Below are 17,595 nucleotides of genomic sequence, written 5' to 3'. Positions count from 1 at the left end.
CCAGTGCTTTAACAAGGAATAAGGCCAGCACAACACCGGCCTTATTCTTTGATCCTTATTGTATTGCAATAAATGGAGACTAACTATTACTCGGAAGGAACAGTGATTGTTCCATCAATGATTTGTTTTTTGTATTCTTCAACTTTAGCCAGGATCTCTTCAGAAACGTTGTCCTTAGTATCAGAAATACCTACACCATTATCTTTCAGACCAAGAACGGTTGTAGTACCACCCTTGAACGTACCGTCAATTACTTCTTTAGAAACTTTAAGAACAGCTTCGTCTACACGTTTGATCATGGAAGTCAAAGTAACGTCAGTACCAAACTCGATGGATTGATCTTTATCTACACCAATAACCCATACTTTAGTACCGCCTGCTTTGTTACGAGCTTTAGCTTCGTTGAATACGCCATTTCCTGTTTGTCCAGCAGCAGGGAAGATAATGTCGTTTCCGTCGTTATACAATGTAGCCGCAAGAGATTTACCAACGTCTGGTTTGTCATAACCACCAGCATAAGTAGGTGTTACTTTAGCTGAAGGGTTAACTGCTGCTACACCAGCTTTAAAGCCAGCTTCAAAACGTTTGATTACAGGGCTTTCCAGACCACCGATGAATGCAACTTTGTTAGTTTTTGTAGTCAGACCAGCAACCACACCAACCAAGAAGGAACCTTCATTTTCGGAGAAAGTAACGGAAGCTACGTTAGGAGCTTCAACTACGCTATCAATGATAGCCAAGTTAGCATTTGGGTTCTCAGTAGCTACTTTTTTAATTGCGTCGCCAAGATCAAAACCAATACCCCAAGTCAAATTGTATCCATCTTTAACGAAGGAGTTAAGGTTTGGCTCATAGTCAGCATTTGATTTACTTTGCAAGTACTTAACGCCACTACCTGTTTCTTTTTCAAGAGCTTGCAATGCTTCCCATGCGGATTGGTTAAACGATTTATCGTTTACGCCACCAATGTCAGTAACCATACCAAATTTGAAATCGGATTTAGGTGCGTTTGTTCCTGCATTGGTTCCTGCATTAGTTTCACCTTTAGCGGCGTTGTTATTGTTGTTTCCACAGCCTGTCAAAACGACTGTAAGAGACAGCAACATTGCAAGAGATAGCTTTAAACCTTTTTTCATTGAATGTAATCCCCCTTAAAATATTGGATGTCTTCTGTGTTCTGCTTGGACATTCCATTAGTTCAAATTATAACTGCAATAAAATCTAAAATCCAGTGCATAAATGACCTCAGGTCAATAATAATTTGCACTTTTTAGCAAGTAACCGCTTTCCATGACATAGCATGTTACAGTTATGTCTGGTTAATGTCAGAAACCCTGATTTTACTCTGTATAGTATTCCAACACATTACAAATATTATTGCACACTTAAGTGTTTTCTATTATTATGATTCCTTAGTAATTGCACTGAAAGGAAGTTATCAGATCATGACCGAAGAAATAAATCCACAAACAACACCGGCCTTCAAATATTGCCGTGAATCCCGTGTCTTCAAAACCGGACGCGTTTTCCCTAATGATGTCAATAATCACAAAACATTATTCGGTGGCAAGCTTATGAGCGGCATTGATGAAGTAGCCTCCATTTCAGCTATGCGCCATTGTCGAACTAACGTCGTCACAGCCTCTACAGACTCTGTAGACTTCTTGAGACCCATTCGCCCTACTGACTCCGTATGCTTTGAATCCTTCGTCTCCTGGACCGGACGGACAAGCATAGAGGTGTTTGTGAAGATCATTTCAGAAAATCTATATACTGGAGAGCGCGCTGTCGCTGCTACTTCATTCCTAACCTTTGTCGCAGTCGAAGAGGATGGCACGCCTACTCCGGTCCCAGCTATCATCCCAGAGACAGACGAAGAGAAGCTGATCAACGAATCTGCTAATGAACGTTCCGAGCTACGAAAAGTTCGCCGCAATATCAGCAAAAAACTCGCCGCTCAATTAAACACCATAAAGTACTGGGAATAGCTCTGCAGATGCAGAGCTTTTTCTTTTATGTAGGGAATGTCAACGCTGCTTCATCCCTATCTTACCGCACAAAAAAGCACCGCTGCATGGGCAACCCGCAGGCGGTGCTTTTCGGTTATATTACAACACTTACGCGTTGATTTTCTCTTTAGCAATACCAGCCAAGGAGTTGAATGCGTTAAGATCATTCACAGCCAGATCAGCCAGCATTTTACGGTTAACTTCTACACCAGCCAATTTCAGGCCGTATACAAGCTTGCTGTAAGAAAGACCGTTCAAACGAGCTGCTGCATTAATACGAACGATCCACAGTCTGCGGAAGTTACGTTTAGTTTGACGACGGTCGCGGTAAGCGTAAACCATCGATTTCATTACTTGTTCTTTAGCTGTTTTAAAAATACGGTGTTTAGAACCGAAATAACCTTTTGCCAATTTCAACACTTTTTTATGTTTACGACGAACTACAAATCCGCCCTTAACTCTTGCCATATTAATAAACCTCCCAAAAATGTGTAATAAACTATTTCAAGTTAGCCAATCCTTGTTTCAAACGTCTTACATCCCCAGGGGCCATTACTGGATTTCCGTTCAGAACGCGCTTAGCGCGTTTAGATTTGTGGGACAGCAAGTGGTTTTTGTGAGCTTTGTAACGTGTTACTTTACCAGTTCCGGTAATTTTGAAGCGGCCTTTCAGGCTGCTGTGTGTTTTCATCTTAGGCATGGTGTTTCCTCCTTGAATATTATGCGGCGCCAAATTGCAGATAAGCAAGTGACTCCAGATTTATTGAGCTTTAGGAGCCAAAATCATAATCATGCTGCGGCCTTCCAGCTTTGGCTGGCGCTCAACAACAGATATATCAGCCACTTCGTTCTTCACTCGTTCGAGGATTTTTTGGCCGATATTCGCGTGTGTAATCTCACGTCCGCGGAAACGTACGGAGCACTTCACTTTATCGCCCTCACCCAAGAACTTGATCACATTGCGGAACTTAGTTTGATAATCATGTTCCTCAATGTTAGCACGGAACCAGACTTCCTTGATATCAACGACCTTCTGGTTTTTACGCGCTTCCTTCTCTTTCTTCTGCGTTTCATAACGGAACTTGCCGTAATCCATGATGCGGCATACCGGCGGCTTAGCCTGTGGTGCTACATTGACTAGATCCAGATTAAGATCGATCGCCATTTGCAGCGCTTCGCGGATCGGTTTAATTCCGATTTGCTCACCTTCCGCACCAACCAACCGTACCTCTTTGGCCCGAATTTCATCATTGATCATATGTTCCTTACTGATAACTCTCCACCTCCGGATCTTTTTAACAACTATTCTCACGTAACTCCATAAAAAAGGGGTGCCGGTAACACCCGACACCCCGTGTTTGATCAACGTTCATGAACATTAACATTCATAAAGCATTGAGATCAAAACCAGCCGGCGAATATGCCAGTCAGGTGAGAAGCAGGTGCTTCTTCTTGCAATCCCTATGATTTGCGTACTTGAATACTATACACCACACTATTTGGGGTGTCAATCCTTTTATGCAGAAATTTCGTGAATTTTATACCTGCTTACTTTGTACTTCTTCAAGTCGTACTACGCGAGTATGCTTGGTATGGCTCCATTGCTTATTGTTCTGCGTGAAGAACGCATAGAACGTAATCGGATACCACGAGATCAAGTAGATCGGGAAGAATACAAGATAAGCATATACTTTCTTGAACGTAACCTTCTCCAATGCCATCGCAATACCAAAAGTCACCAGATTGGCGCCAATAGCCAGGAAGCTGAGCCAGATCGGCAAGCTGCCGTAAATGTTAGCGATATTCGGTCCGTTAAAGAACGCCATATCCACCCACATTACCGCCGTCATTAAAAAAGTGAGCAATACAATATATACATTCGCTCCATAAAGCGCGAGGTCAAACTTCGTTAAGCTGCGTTCTTTAATACTTTGCCAAAGCAATGGGAAAAAATAACGGCGAGCAACAGTGAAGTGCCCCTGCATCCAACGCAGACGCTGTCTTGAGGAGGCCTTGAAGGTTAACGGCTTCTCATCAAATACCTTTGCATCATAATTGAACTTAGGATATACACCATGTGCTGCACTACGCATCGTAAACTCCAAGTCCTCGACCAAACTTGTAGCTCCCCAGCCCATTTCTTTAAGAAGTGTGGTCTCAAAACACATTCCGGTTCCGCCAAGGAAGTTAGCCATATTTAAATTATGGCGTGAAAGTTGCCACAAACGGTTAATATACCAGTACGAAATACCATAAGCAGCTGTAATCCAGGAATCCTCTGGATTCTTGGTGTCGATATAACCTTGGATTACCCGTGCACCTGAACAAAGATCATTATTCATCTCCATCAGGAACTCAGTATGCGCCAAGTTATCGGCATCGAACATGACAACAGCATCATATTGCCGGGGCATAGCCCACAGCTCTTTAAGCATCCATTCTATTGCGTAGCCTTTACCTCTCAGATTTGCATTGGTGCGGACACAAGCGTTCATGCCGTGTTCTCTAACGATGCGCGCTGTACCGTCTGTACAATTGTCACAAATTACAAATACATCGTACAGTTCTGATGGATAATTAAGCTGCTTCAGATTCTCCATTAATGCGCCGACAACTTCTTCCTCGTTATGTGCGGCAACAAGTACGGCAAAAGATTTTTCCGGCTTATACTGCGTTTTTTTCTTTTTCCTGTGCAGTCCGAATAATGAAAACGTAAACTGATAGACTGCGATTGCTGCCAAGATCACTTGGAGCGTAACAAACAGTGCGTCTGTCATGACCTTTTGATGCCCCCTTTTTTCACTCTTGGTGTTCTTTTTTTCTCTCTAGCTTGCTTGACGTTCTTTCTGACCCTTTTGTTGCATCCCTTAACAATAGACCAAGAGTATTCTTATTCTCGGCAGACTTTACAATTTTTATATATGCTGTTTAAAAGAATTCTATGGATTCCTTTTTTTGAATCCTTATTTATCTCTTACCCTTTTAAACAGGTTTAGTCTGCTTGAATCATTGTAAAGCGTAATAGTGCTCTAAGTCAAAACTGGCAAATTTCGTGTAAACCTGAGCTTTTCCTTGAAATGAACTACCTTTAAAAAGTATGATTAAGACAGATCTAAGCTATAGAACGGATTACTGCATTAACATCTGTTAACGGTAGCCGGACTAGCGGAGGGAATTAGATATGAGACATTTATTCATGAAACTACATCTCTGGGAGCGGCATCTTTTTAAGTGGATCAACGGACGAATGCATAATCGTTTTTTGAACTTTTGGCTCTTTTACCTTACTCATTTGGGTGGAGCTACAAGCACGATTGTTATCAATATACTGGTATGGGTATTAGCTCCTGAGCCTTGGAGAACTACAGGTTTACAAGCCTTGACAGCACTAGCTGTCAGCCATATACCCGTAGCTATCGCCAAAAAACTGTACCCGCGTATGCGTCCTTATCTGGCGTTACCGGAAACCAATACTTTTCGTAATCCATTAAAGGATCATTCTTTTCCATCTGGTCATACTACAGCTATCTTTGCTTCTACGGTCCCTTATATGCTGGCGTTTCCTGCTTTGACCGTTATTCTGCTGCCGCTAGCTTGTATTGTCGGATTTTCTCGTATTTATCTTGGATTGCATTATCCATCAGATGTTATAGCTGGCGCAGTGATCGGTTCCTGCGTAGCAGCTGGTACTATAGCCTTATGGATGTAAAGCATTTATTGTTAATAACCGGGAAAACCCTTGAGAATAGGTGAATCAACATTGCGTAAAAAAAGAATCTTAATACTCTCGGAAGGTTTTGGCGCCGGACATACACAAGCAGCTTATGCGTTGTCGAGCAGTCTGCGCCAATTATCGCCTAATTTACAAACGAAGGTGCTAGAACTTGGAAATTTTTTAAACCCCAAGATGGCACCTATTATTCTGTCTGCTTACCGAAAGACGGTAACGACACAGCCTAAATTGATGGGTTATGTCTACCGTCACCAGAAATCATTCAATCGTCTTACCACGCTTGCCTTGCATCGTATATTTTATACGCATGCCAAAAATATTGTGAGACAACTGAAACCCGACGTAATTGTCTGCACACATTTTATTCCAGGTGCTGTAGTGTCCCGCCTAAAGAGATTGGATCCTACCCTAAATGTGCCGCTCGTCACCGTCATAACCGATTATGATGCGCATGCAACCTGGATTAGCCCAGAGGTAGACCTTTACCTGGTTTCAACACCTGAGGTTAAATCCAAATTGCGCAGCCGAAATATTCCTGCCACGAAAATTCAGGTAACAGGTATACCGATACACCCTAATTTTTGGAAGCATCCCGGAAAGCAGGAGATTCGAGAGCAATTCAATCTGCGGGAGATGCCAACCGTTCTTGTCATGGGCGGAGGCTGGGGAATCATGAACGACCAAGTCGTAAATGCTTGTCTGGCGGAATGGCGTGACAAGATTCAGATTGTTTTCTGTCTCGGCAATAACGAACAGCTGCTAAAGGAAATGAAAGAAGACCCGCATTATAATCATCCTAATATCTCCTTACTCGGCTTTACGCGTGAAATCCACAAGCTGATGGAGGTGTCCGATCTGCTGGTTACAAAACCGGGAGGAATGACCTGCAGTGAAGGGCTTGCAAAAGGTATTCCGATGCTCTTCCATCACCCTCTTCCCGGGCAGGAGGAGGAGAATTGCCGCTACTTTACTGCAGCCGGCTTCGGAGAACCCATCGAATCTTTAGAGGTTGTCGAAATGTGGATGGAGCGCCTCTTAAACAACTATGAGGATGTGCAAAACAAGCGCAAACTTCATCTTGAAGAAATTGCGCGATACCATCCTTTACAATGTGCTCAGAGTATCATCGAATTATTGGAATAGTTAATTAAAAAAGCGGCAGCCTCCAAACTACTTTACTTGGAGAGTTGCCGCTTTATTATTGAAGCATGCCATTTGAAGCAGTGCTTTGTAACTACAGCCGATATTTATCCAATCGGGTAGCCTGATACTGTTTGAGTGCTTCTGCACCTACAATTGCCTCGCAACGATGGATATTCACGCCACGTCCGACAAATTTCGTCTCATATTCTGTCATGATATGATCCTCGTTGATGATGCCATCTGCATGTAGGTCCAAAGAAATATTTTTCATCTGCAAGCCAAAGTCCGCAAAGGCATTTAATGAGAACTCAAAAAGACTGCGGGAATCTGTTTTTAGATGAATTTCACCTAGATCGCTAAGCAAACCGCGATATTTGTCAAGAAAACGTGGATGTGTCAAACGACGCCGGGCATGCTTGCTTTTAGGCCACGGATCGCTGAAATTAAGATAAATCCGCTCAAGCTCTCCCGGAGCAAATACTTCCTCAGCATAATCGATATTTGCAAGTGCCAATTTCAGGTTAGGCGGTGTTTCATGTCCTGCCGGCTCCCATACTGCTCTAGCCTTATCTCCAGCACGGCGGATCAGCTCATCATACATATCCACTCCGATAAAGTTAATATCAGGATATTTAAAGCTCATTTGGCTGATAAACTGTCCTTTGCCCATTCCGAACTCCACATGGATCGGATGATCGTTACCGAACAGCTTGGACCACTCACCTTTATAACTCCGAGGATCTAGAATGACTAAATCCGTCTGTTCTTCCAAACTTTCACGTATTCCTTTTCTTCCGCGTAAACGCATAGGTATTCCTCCGATTATCTCTTATACGATAACTGTCACTTGCAATATTGTGCCGAAATTGTCCCAAAAAGTAAAGGGATTGCGGTAAAAAAAGAAAAAGGAATTCTCTGGTTCAGCTCTTAAATGAGCTGTTCAGAGGAATTCCTTCGTTGTTGTATATTGGAATAGATTTCGTTCTTGTCTGGCAAATCAGGATTTACTTTGTGTTTGTGGCAAATGTCTTTTTTTCGAATGCGCTACGAATTTTGCGCTGCGCATCTGTCTTGATCTTAGGGTTGCCGTTAAATTCCACGCCCGTTAGTGCAAGGGCTTCATCTGGTGTTAAGTGGACTTCAATCGAATCTTTACCCTCAGCATATACCGTTTGAGAATTCATTGCTATCACCTCACGGTTATTATTATGGATCGGACGACACGAAATTATGAACTCTTGGATGAATTTCTTTATGCCACAGCAGCTTTTCACACTCTGAATATAACATACTATGTAAGCATTTTCAAGCTGAAAGCGCCTTATTTCCTGCCTATTTTTCATACCGTTATGAGGAGTCAATGTTACGCCGAGCTCGGTTTTTTGATACAATGTATTGGATTATAAGAAACGGCTGTGCGTTCTCTGGGATAAGGACGCCATCTGTCTCAGAAAAATATAAGGATAAGGAATCTTATCCATAATTATATTTTCAGAAAGGGGCTTCTCGTGTCTAATCTTCAATACACTTCTCCTCCGCAACTTTGGGGAGATAAACGTTTTCATACTTGGAATTACGAAATGCGTGAACACATGAACACCAAGGTATTCAAAGTTATGCTTGATGCAGGCTTTACCTGTCCCAATCGTGACGGCTCCATTGCTAAGGGAGGCTGCACATTTTGCAGTGCTAGAGGTTCTGGTGATTTTGCCGGAAGCCGCCGAGATGACCTAGTCACACAATTCAATAACGTCCGTGACAGACAGCATCTGAAATGGCCAAATGCTAAATATATCGGTTACTTCCAAGCCTATACTAATACGTACGCTCCGGTCGAAGAGCTGAGAGAATATTTCGAAGTTATTTTGCAGCAGCCTGGTGTCGTTGGATTGTCTATTGCTACTCGCCCTGACTGTCTGCCGGATGATGTGGTCGAATATTTAGCAGAGCTGAACAAGCGTACGTATCTTTGGGTAGAGATGGGTCTTCAGACTATACATGACTCCACTTCTGAGCTTATTAACCGGGCGCATGATACGCAGTGTTATGTGGAGACTGTGGAGAAGCTGCGCCGTCACAATATTCGAATCTGTACCCATATCATTCACGGTCTCCCACAGGAGACGCACGAAATGATGCTTGAAACGGTATCTGCTGTAGCTCGCATGGATGTGCAGGGAATTAAGATTCACCTTCTGCATCTCATGCGCAAAACACCAATGGTGAAGCAGTATGAAGCAGGATTGCTCCGATTCATGGAACAGGACGAGTATGTGAAGCTGATTGCTGATTCACTTGAAATTCTGCCCCCTGAGATGATTGTTCATCGCTTGACTGGAGATGCCCCACGGGATCTCTTAGTTGGACCGATGTGGAGTCTCAAGAAATGGGAAGTGCTAAATGCCATTGACGATGAGCTTGTTGCTCGTGATACTTGGCAGGGTAAGTATTGGAGGAAGGGCTAATGGGCTTTATGTCCGTTCTAAGCTTTGCTCATAAATTAATCTCTGAGCGGCTAACTTTAGGTGACCGTGCGATTGATGCAACTGTAGGTACTGGTGCTGACACGCTTTTTCTAGCCAAAACAACCGGAGCTCGTGGCGAAGTCTACGGCTTTGACATTCAAGCTGCGGCGCTGAAGCTGGCAGAAGAACGTCTCCGGCTTGCGCGGGAGGACACTTCCTCACTCTCTGCCGTTACCTTACTGGAACGCAGCCATGCCGAAATGGCAGAAGCCGTCCCGGCTAACTGGCTAGGCACCGTTGGTGCTGTAATGTTCAATCTTGGCTATCTGCCTTCAGGCGATGCCGACAAGAATATCATTACTGAGCCGGATAGCTCTATTGCAGCCCTGGAAGCTTCACTCCAGCTGCTGCGTCCGGGGGGAATTATTACGGCTGTACTGTATCCTGGCCATGCAGGCGGAGATCTCGAGGCCGCCGCTGTTGAAGCTTGGGCTGCGACTGTTTCCCCTAAGGTAGCGCAGAGCATTGTATATCGCCAGCTGCAGCGCACGGACGCACCTTATGTAATTGCCCTCGAGAAGAAAAAAGGTTCCCCATCTTAAGCTTTGTAAACAATCAAACAATCTTGTAATTGGGAAGGAAGATTACGAATGACACAACCATATCCTTTAAAATTTCAACCGGAGTTTAAAGAACGTGTCTGGGGTGGCCGCGCGCTGGAGAAATTCGGCCTGAATCTACCAGAAGGCCATATTGGTGAAGGCTGGATGATTGCCGATCATGCGAATGGAACATCTTCGGTGGTTAATGGAGAATTAGCTGGACAAGGTCTGGATCAAATTCGTGAGCAATTTGGTCACGAGTGGTTCGGAAGCAAGGGAATATCAGAAGCTGGTGGAAGATTTCCACTCTTGATCAAATTGTTGGATTGCAACGACAACCTTTCCGTTCAAGTCCATCCTACGGATGATTATGTAGGATTGCCTAAAGGTGAACTGGGTAAAACAGAGATGTGGTACGTATTAGACGCTAAGCCAGATGCAAAAATCATCTACGGCCTTAAAGAAGGCGTAGACCGTGAAACATTACGCGAAGCACTGGAAAAAGGCACGGTTATGGATAGCCTTCAAGAGGTATCTGTCTCCGCTGGCGATTCCTTCTACATCCCTGCCGGAACGGTACATGCTCTATGCGCTGGTGTCGTTGTAGCGGAAATTCAACAGAATTCCGACACTACATACCGTATTTATGACTACGACCGTCCAGGTCTAGATGGAAAACCACGCGAGCTTCATATCGAGGATTCTCTGAATGTTACAGCTTATGAAGGCGCTGGCGCTACTTCGATGAAGACCGATCATGCAGTGCCTGGAGAGTGGCTGCAGCTTGCCGCTTCACCTTATTTTATTGTCGAAAAAGGGATCGTAAATGGTTCATGGGATCTCACCACTTCAGAAGACAGCTTCACTATTCTGGTTATCTGCGAAGGCAGCGGACATCTGACTTGGGAAGGCGGCTCCCAGCCTTATGCCGCAGGGGAATGTTATCTGATTCCTTCCAACCTAGGCCGTTATACTATCGAGGGTCATTCTACTGTGCTTCGCTCTTATTTACCATAAGTCGAGAACCTTTAGGAGGAATGGACCATGAAGGAAAACAGCTTTACTCTAACGGATCCCATAGGTGTAACCATCCATGTCTATGAATGGTTACCTGAGTCCGATGTGCCAGTTAGAGGAATCGTGCAAATTTCACACGGGATGTGTGAAACTGCCGCCCGCTACGCTCGTTTTGCGGAAGCTTTAACCGGGGTTGGTTATGCAGTATATGCCAATGACCACCGGGGACATGGTAGAACCGCTGGTCAAGTCAATCTGCTTGGTGATGTTGGGGAGGACGGATTTTATTGGATGCGGCGCAATCTTCTGCAGGTAGGTGCCGCAGCACTCTCCAAGCATGAAGGAAAGCCCATCATTTTATTCGCACACAGTATGGGTTCCTTTCTGGGTCAAAAACTCATGTGCGAAGAAGGCAACGAAATCTATTCAGGGTTTATCCTAAGCGGGACAAACGGTCCACGCAGTATGCTGCGTATTGGAGAATCTCTGGCAAGCGCGCAGCTTAAGCTAAAGGGTGAGCATCATCGCAGTGTACTGCTGAACAGTCTGGTATTTGGCAGCTATAACCGCGCCTTTTCCCCGGTCAGAACAACATTTGACTGGCTGAGCAGCGATACTGCGGAAGTAGATAAGTACATTTCCGATCCATTCTGCGGAGCTATTTGTACAACACGCTTTTTCCGTGGTTTCTTCCACCTCCTAAGAGAGATCCATACTGAGGAATCACTTAGCACATTGTGTACAGGTAAGCCCATTTATATATTTGGTGGGGATAAGGACCCTGTCGGGATGAACGGTCAAGGCATTCCCCGTCTTGCGGAGTTGTATAAGAAACGAGGAGTGTCAGACGTTGAGTATCGACTCTATCCAGAAGGCAGACACGAAATGCTAAATGAAGTGAATCGAGATCAAGTCACAGCCGATGTGCTCAACTGGTTAGAGCGCCACCTTCCTTCAGAGGTTTCAACGATAAGTTAAGAAAAAACGCGATTGTTAGTGAATTTATGAGACGAGAAACGAGATTACAAATGTGGCAACATAGAAGCGATGCTCCCGGTATTTGGGAGATCGCTTCTTTGCGTTTTGCGTTTTGCGTTTTGCGTTTTGCGTTTTGCGTTTTGCGTAGCTTATCTCAGCAGACTTCTCAATCTAACAATCTCCAGTTCCTCCGCGCATCTGAACTTTAGTAAATAAACTTCCGCCACCACTTTCGGACTCAGTTGACGCTAACCACACATCATTACTCTCCCCGCTACTTCCGGACTCAGTTGACACTAACCACACATCATTACTCTCCCCGCTACTTCCGGACTCAGTTGACGCTATTTGCTAATTTATAGCCTTTCGAGCTAAATATCGGACTCCAGTGCAGCTATTCATGCGAAACAGGTTCATATTGGGTGTGTTTCGTGCCAATAGCGACTATGCGGTCCGTTAGCATCCAAAAAACAGGATATTTCCACGTATAAGGTCCGCTGGGTCCGCCTACGTCAGGTTACTCACCGCTTTCGGACTCAGTTGTCACTAGCTACATATCATCACCTTCTTCCTCCGCTTTCTTTCGGACTCAGTCTCCAGCTGATCACCTTCCTCCACCACTTGCAGACTCAATCGTCACTAGATTCACATCATCACCTTCCCCCGCCGCTTTTGGACTCAGATGACGCTATTTGCTAATTTATAGCCTTTCGAGCTAGATATCGGACTCCAGTGCAGCTATTCATGTGAAACAGGTTCATATTTGGTGTTTTTCGTGCCAATAGCGACTATGCGGTCCGTTAGCATCCAAAAAACAGGATAATTCCACGTATAAGGTCCGCTGGGTCCGCCTGCGTCGGGTTACTCACCGCTTTCGGACTCAGATGACGCTATTTGCTATTTTCAGACATTCGAGCTAGGTTTCGGACTCAGTTGTCACTAGCTACACATCATCATCATCTTCCTCCTCCGCTTCGGACTCAGTTGTCACTAACTACACATCATTACTTTCCCCGCTACTTCCGGACTCAGATGACGCTATTTGCTAATTTATAGCCTTTCGAGCTAGGTTTCGGACTCCAGTGCAGCTATTCATGCGAAACAGGTTCATATTGGGTGTGTTTCGTGCCAATAGCGACTATGCGGTCCGTTAGCATCAAAAAAACAAGATAATTCCACGTATAAGGTCCGCTGGATCCGCCTGCGTCGGGTTACTCACCGCTTTCAGACTCAGATGACGCTATTTGCTATTTTCAGACATTCGAGCTAGGTTTCGGACTCAGTTGTCACTAGCTACACATCATCATCATCTTCCTCCTCCGCTTCGGACTCAGTTGTCACTAACTACACATCATTACTCTCCCCGCTACTTCCGGACTCAAATGACGCTATTTGCTAATTTATAGCCTTTCGAGCTAGGTTTCGGACTCCAGTGCAGCTATTCATGCGAAACAGGTTCATATTGGGTGTGTTTCGTGCCAATAGCGACTATGCGGTCCGTTAGCATCCAAAAAACAGGATAATTCCACGTATAAGGTCCGCTGGGTCCGCCTGCGTCGGGTTACTCACCGCTTTCGGACCCAGTTGTCACTATCCCCACCATCTCTCTCCTCCACCACATGCGGACTCAATCGCCACTAGCTCCACCTCATCCCCTTCCCAGCCACTTGTGAATCCAGATGACTCTATCGCCCAAGGCAAAAAAATAGACCGTCCCATAAAGGAACGGTCTATCCTTCCACCCGCCTATTACAAGGGCAGTGTGTAGTACTGAGCGCGTTGGCTCTCGTTCTGCTGATACATTACGATTAGTAGCGTGCGCCCTTCCCTAATGGAAGCGGGCTCCGCTACAGCTACAGCCGAGCTTGCTGCTTGCGCAGTCTCTTCTAAACTACTATCCGCTGCTCCCTGTAATGGCGAGTCTGCCGAAGGCAACGCCTCCAGATTAGCCATATCAGCTTCACTATCCTCCAAGCCTTCATCGGCACGCATGCCACTGATGGAATCCAGCACCGCTTCCAGCGAGAATGGCAATACTTCCAGCACAGTATACTTTTGCAGTTCTCTTTCGTTAAGTCCTGCTTCTGCTAACTGGGCAGAAATTTGACCCGGATTAGCCGCGATATCTTTCAAATAGCTCGACCAATCCGACTTATCCAGCACGAAATCCCACCAGATTTTGCGCGGCTTGTACTTGTGTCCAAGAAAATAGTCCAGCTTCATCAAGCCAGTTATAACATCCATAGACGGCGTCCCGCGATCTATCAGGAAGGACTGCAAGCGGGTAAAGAGATCTTCCAGCTGATGGCCAATCTTTTGCCAGCCTCTCTCCTCCCAATAGTCACCGAACTCCTGAAAGAAATCGAATGGCGAATCAAATACATGACGGATCAAGTACTTGGCCGTATGGTCCATCCGGTGGCTGTTCCAGTATTTCTCCAGCACATCCTCAAGCCGCTTCAAACGGATAATGTCTGAGAAAGGCATCATATGACTGCTAAGGATTTCATAAGGTGCGTGTTCCATATACGTGTACTCATATTTAGACGCCTGCGCCCGCAGCCCCGTTCCCCGCAGCATTTTGAGGAATCCTAGCTGTAGCTCTTCCGGCTCCATAACGAATACATCATTAAACGTTTTACGGAAGGTGCTGTAATCCTCCATAGGTAATCCGGCAATCAAATCCAGATGCTGATCGATATTGCCGCTTGCCTTAATCTTCATTACGGTACGGGACAGCTTTTTGAAATTCTGGCGGCGTTTAACAAGCTCATTCGTCTCATCGTTGGTAGATTGCACCCCAATTTCAAATCTAAAAATACCCGGAGGCGCATTCTTAGATAGGAAATCCAGAACTTCAGGCCGCATGATATCTGCGGTAATTTCGAACTGAAACACGCAGCCTTGATGATTATCGATCAGGAATTGAAACATTTCCATCGCATAGTTGCGGTTGATATTAAAAGTACGATCCAGAAATTTAATGATTTTGGCGCCATTCTGTATTAAATAAAGCAGATCGGATTTCACTCGTTCAATATCATAATAACGTACGCCTACCTCAATACTGGATAAACAGAACTGGCAGTTAAATGGGCACCCGCGGCTTGTCTCAAAATAAACAATACGTTTACTCAAATCTGGAATATCCTCAGGAAAACGATGCGGCGTAGGCAGGGTATTCAGATCGCTTTTGGGACGTGGTGGATTGACAATGATCTCTTCTCCCTTGCGATAAGCGGCTCCATACACAAAGTGAAACTTACGATCATCCCTTAGCTCCTGCAGCAAATGGTGGAACGTCTCTTCCCCATCTCCATTAACTATAAAATCAATGCCAGCTTCTCTTTTCATCCAATGAAGCGGCTCATACGAAACTTCCGGTCCTCCGAGAACAATCGTAACTTCAGGCATCACTTGCTTAAGAATACCAATCAGCTTCAGCGTCTCTTCGATGTTCCAGATATAACAGGAGAAACCAATCACATCTGGCCGTTTCTGAAACAAGTCGGACACAATATTCATCACGGGATCTTTGATGGTGTACTCTGCCAAATGAATATCCTTAAATTCATGCTCACTGTACGCTTTTAGCAAGCGGATTGCGAGTGAGGTATGAATATATTTGGCGTTTAACGTGGTCAGGACGATTTTCATGCTACACGACCTTTTCTACATTTCATTTTGAAAAAACTCTAAGAATGCCTTACCGTACTTCCGGTATTTCACTTCCCCAACACCCTTTACCCTCAGCATTTCCGCTTCGGTCTGCGGGCAAACCACACTCATCTCACGCAGCGTGGCATCATTAAAAATAATGTACGACGGCACATGCTCGCGTCCTGCCAATTCACGCCGGATAAGACGCAGCTGCTCAAAGACAGTCTCATTGACGGCTGATGGCGACAGGTCATGCCCCCGACTACGAACTCTCGTACCAGATGTTGTACCTGTCCGCGAAGGCCGTGCCACACGCTGCATCACCTCACGCTGTCCGCGCAGGACCTCGGCAGCCAAAGGCTGAAGCCGTACTACAGGGTACTGGCCTTCCGACAAGGCAAGATACCCTTCTGAGATGAGCACATTGATACTCTCTGAGATTTCCTTCTCCGTCCGGCTCGACATCGCCCCATGTGTGGGCAGCTTATCGAAGCCGTACTGCATCACCTTTTGATTGCGCGAGCCTTTCAGCACAGATGCCACCAACGCTACACCATAACGCTCCCGCATGCGGTGGATGCAGGAGAAGATCTTTTGCGCATCGACGGTCATATCCACTAGCTCTCGTTCATCCGTACATGAGCTGCAGATACCACATGGCTTGTCCCCATGCTCTTCCCCGAAATAATCCAGCTGGGCACTGCGCAAGCAGCGGGTAGTATAGCAATAATCAATCATTTGCTGAAGCTTGCGATATTCGTTAGCTTTACGGTCAGTATCCTGTGGATTCTGCTCGATCAGGAACTTTTGCGTCATAATATCCTGCGCACTAAACAGCAAAATACATTCACTCGGCTCCCCGTCACGTCCAGCACGACCTGCTTCCTGAACATAAGCTTCCATATTTTTGGGCATATTGTAGTGAATTACGTACCGGACATTGGATTTATCAATCCCCATCCCAAAGGCATTCGTAGCCACCATGACCCGGATATCGTCATAGAGGAACCCTTCCTGGCTATCTGCCCGCTCCTGGTCGTTCATACCCGCATGATAGCGACCTGCCGCTATGCCAGAAGCTTGCAGCCTCTGATACAGATCATCTACTTCTTTGCGGGTTGCCGCATATACAATCCCCGGCTGGTGAGAATGCGTAGCCGCATAATCCATAACGAACTCCCGCTTGTTCTCTCCCCGCAGCACGGACATTGCCAGATTATCTCTTCCTAGCCCCGTCATGAAAATACCCGGCTCGCGCAAGCGCAGCAGCCGGACCATATCCTCCATGACCTCCGGCGTCGCCGTGGCGGTAAATGCTGCCAGGATCGGACGTTTAGGCAGCTCATCTACAAATGGAGATACCGACAGATAACTTGTCCGAAAATCATGTCCCCACTGGGATACACAGTGCGCTTCATCAACAGCCACGCAGGAAATAGACAGCTCAGCCATTTCCAGACGGAACCAGTCCAGCTCAAGTCTTTCGGGCGCAACATAGAGCAGCTTCAAATCGCCCCGCCGGGCAGCCCGAATCCGCTCATTCACTTCTTTTCCGCTTAACGTGCTATTAATAAAGGCTGCCGGAATACCCGCAGTAGTTAACGCATCCACCTGGTCTTTCATCAGCGAGATCAGTGGTGATATCACCAGTGTCAGCCCTGGCAGGAGCAGTGCAGGAACCTGATAACAGATCGATTTCCCGCCACCCGTAGGGAGGATTCCCAGTGTGTCGCGTCCTTCCAGCAAGTTCTGAACAATCTTTTTCTGGCCATCCCGAAAGTCTGGATAACCGTAATATTTTTGCAGCTCAGCCTGCGCCTGTTCAATAGTAGGTGCTTGCATCTTCATATCTCTCATAACTCCTTAGGCGTTTCTATCTTTAGTTTAGCGGTCAATGGTGTAATGAGCAACACTTCTTAACTATCATCACCCTGTTCTTCTTTTGAAATATTTACATAAAAGGTCTTCTTTTAAGCCAAGCTTTAATA

At 45.5% G+C, this 17,595-nt stretch carries 17 protein-coding genes; 7 read left to right on the top strand and 10 right to left on the bottom strand.

Annotation, left to right across the window (positions count from 1 at the left end):
- Nucleotides 1–86 precede the first annotated feature (86 nt).
- A complete protein-coding gene (locus tag MHB56_RS20740; protein ID WP_076107271.1) occupies nt 87–1,136 on the bottom strand; it encodes a BMP family lipoprotein in 1,050 nt (349 codons plus the stop codon).
- A gap of 309 nt (nt 1,137–1,445) precedes the next feature.
- On the opposite strand from MHB56_RS20740, the gene MHB56_RS20735 reads away from it, so the two are divergent.
- On the top strand, nt 1,446–1,988 hold the full coding sequence (locus MHB56_RS20735) for an acyl-CoA thioesterase (protein ID WP_051491073.1): 543 nt from the start codon (nt 1,446–1,448) through the stop codon (nt 1,986–1,988).
- 129 nt (nt 1,989–2,117) lie between these two features.
- Here the strand turns inward: MHB56_RS20735 and rplT are convergent, their stop codons facing one another.
- The 4 genes from rplT to MHB56_RS20715 all read right to left on the bottom strand — a co-directional run bounded on the left by rplT (nt 2,118) and on the right by MHB56_RS20715 (nt 4,786).
- Nucleotides 2,118–2,477, bottom strand: a complete 360-nt coding sequence (rplT, locus tag MHB56_RS20730) for a 50S ribosomal protein L20 (protein WP_036679505.1) — start codon at nt 2,475–2,477, stop codon at nt 2,118–2,120.
- Nucleotides 2,478–2,508: 31 nt separating this feature from the next.
- Nucleotides 2,509–2,709, bottom strand: a complete 201-nt coding sequence (rpmI, locus tag MHB56_RS20725) for a 50S ribosomal protein L35 (RefSeq protein ID WP_036679507.1) — start codon at nt 2,707–2,709, stop codon at nt 2,509–2,511.
- A gap of 60 nt (nt 2,710–2,769) precedes the next feature.
- A complete protein-coding gene (gene infC, locus MHB56_RS20720; protein WP_036679510.1) occupies nt 2,770–3,267 on the bottom strand; it encodes a translation initiation factor IF-3 in 498 nt (165 codons plus the stop codon).
- A gap of 280 nt (nt 3,268–3,547) precedes the next feature.
- Nucleotides 3,548–4,786, bottom strand: a complete 1,239-nt coding sequence (locus MHB56_RS20715; protein WP_036679513.1) for a glycosyltransferase family 2 protein — start codon at nt 4,784–4,786, stop codon at nt 3,548–3,550.
- Nucleotides 4,787–5,190: 404 nt separating this feature from the next.
- Between MHB56_RS20715 and MHB56_RS20710 the strand changes: the two genes are divergently transcribed.
- Nucleotides 5,191–5,718 carry a phosphatase PAP2 family protein gene (locus MHB56_RS20710; protein WP_076128062.1) on the top strand — a complete coding sequence of 176 codons (528 nt, stop codon included), beginning with the start codon at nt 5,191–5,193 and terminating at the stop codon, nt 5,716–5,718.
- Between the two features lie 51 nt (nt 5,719–5,769).
- Complete coding sequence (locus tag MHB56_RS20705) at nt 5,770–6,885, top strand: MGDG synthase family glycosyltransferase (RefSeq protein ID WP_076128064.1); 1,116 nt, start codon at nt 5,770–5,772, stop codon at nt 6,883–6,885.
- Between the two features lie 91 nt (nt 6,886–6,976).
- Here the strand turns inward: MHB56_RS20705 and trmB are convergent, their stop codons facing one another.
- Together trmB and MHB56_RS20695 are read right to left on the bottom strand one after the other, a co-directional pair.
- Nucleotides 6,977–7,693 (bottom strand): tRNA (guanosine(46)-N7)-methyltransferase TrmB, encoded by a 717-nt coding sequence (trmB, locus tag MHB56_RS20700; RefSeq protein ID WP_036679523.1) that lies wholly within the window; start codon nt 7,691–7,693, stop codon nt 6,977–6,979.
- A 196-nt stretch (nt 7,694–7,889) separates the two neighbouring features.
- Entirely contained in the window at nt 7,890–8,069 is a 180-nt protein-coding gene (locus tag MHB56_RS20695) for a hypothetical protein (RefSeq protein ID WP_036679526.1), read from the bottom strand.
- Nucleotides 8,070–8,393: 324 nt separating this feature from the next.
- On the opposite strand from MHB56_RS20695, the gene MHB56_RS20690 reads away from it, so the two are divergent.
- The 4 genes from MHB56_RS20690 to MHB56_RS20675 are packed head-to-tail and all read left to right on the top strand — an operon-like array spanning nt 8,394 to nt 11,947.
- Nucleotides 8,394–9,350 (top strand): TIGR01212 family radical SAM protein, encoded by a 957-nt coding sequence (locus MHB56_RS20690; RefSeq protein ID WP_341143946.1) that lies wholly within the window; start codon nt 8,394–8,396, stop codon nt 9,348–9,350.
- Nucleotides 9,350–9,952 carry a class I SAM-dependent methyltransferase gene (locus tag MHB56_RS20685; protein ID WP_341143945.1) on the top strand — a complete coding sequence of 201 codons (603 nt, stop codon included), beginning with the start codon at nt 9,350–9,352 and terminating at the stop codon, nt 9,950–9,952. The genes MHB56_RS20690 and MHB56_RS20685 overlap by 1 nt, the downstream gene beginning before the upstream one ends.
- Before the next feature lie 48 nt (nt 9,953–10,000).
- Complete coding sequence (locus MHB56_RS20680) at nt 10,001–10,969, top strand: type I phosphomannose isomerase catalytic subunit (RefSeq protein ID WP_076128070.1); 969 nt, start codon at nt 10,001–10,003, stop codon at nt 10,967–10,969.
- Nucleotides 10,970–10,996: 27 nt separating this feature from the next.
- Nucleotides 10,997–11,947 (top strand): alpha/beta fold hydrolase, encoded by a 951-nt coding sequence (locus MHB56_RS20675; RefSeq protein ID WP_076219070.1) that lies wholly within the window; start codon nt 10,997–10,999, stop codon nt 11,945–11,947.
- Between the two features lie 1,590 nt (nt 11,948–13,537).
- Here MHB56_RS20675 and MHB56_RS20670 read toward each other — a convergent pair.
- The 3 genes from MHB56_RS20670 to recQ are packed head-to-tail and all read right to left on the bottom strand — an operon-like array spanning nt 13,538 to nt 17,455.
- On the bottom strand, nt 13,538–13,666 hold the full coding sequence (locus MHB56_RS20670) for a hypothetical protein (RefSeq protein ID WP_341143944.1): 129 nt from the start codon (nt 13,664–13,666) through the stop codon (nt 13,538–13,540).
- A gap of 30 nt (nt 13,667–13,696) precedes the next feature.
- Nucleotides 13,697–15,604, bottom strand: a complete 1,908-nt coding sequence (locus tag MHB56_RS20665; protein WP_076279505.1) for a B12-binding domain-containing radical SAM protein — start codon at nt 15,602–15,604, stop codon at nt 13,697–13,699.
- Between the two features lie 15 nt (nt 15,605–15,619).
- Nucleotides 15,620–17,455, bottom strand: a complete 1,836-nt coding sequence (gene recQ / locus MHB56_RS20660) for a DNA helicase RecQ (protein WP_076193010.1) — start codon at nt 17,453–17,455, stop codon at nt 15,620–15,622.
- Nucleotides 17,456–17,595: the final 140 nt, after the last annotated feature.

The sequence above is a fragment of the Paenibacillus sp. FSL H8-0315 genome, from assembly GCF_038005365.1.
GTDB classification, from domain to species: Bacteria; Bacillota; Bacilli; order Paenibacillales; family Paenibacillaceae; genus Paenibacillus_AQ; species Paenibacillus_AQ odorifer.
This window is presented reverse-complemented; position numbering and strand designations above follow the sequence as displayed.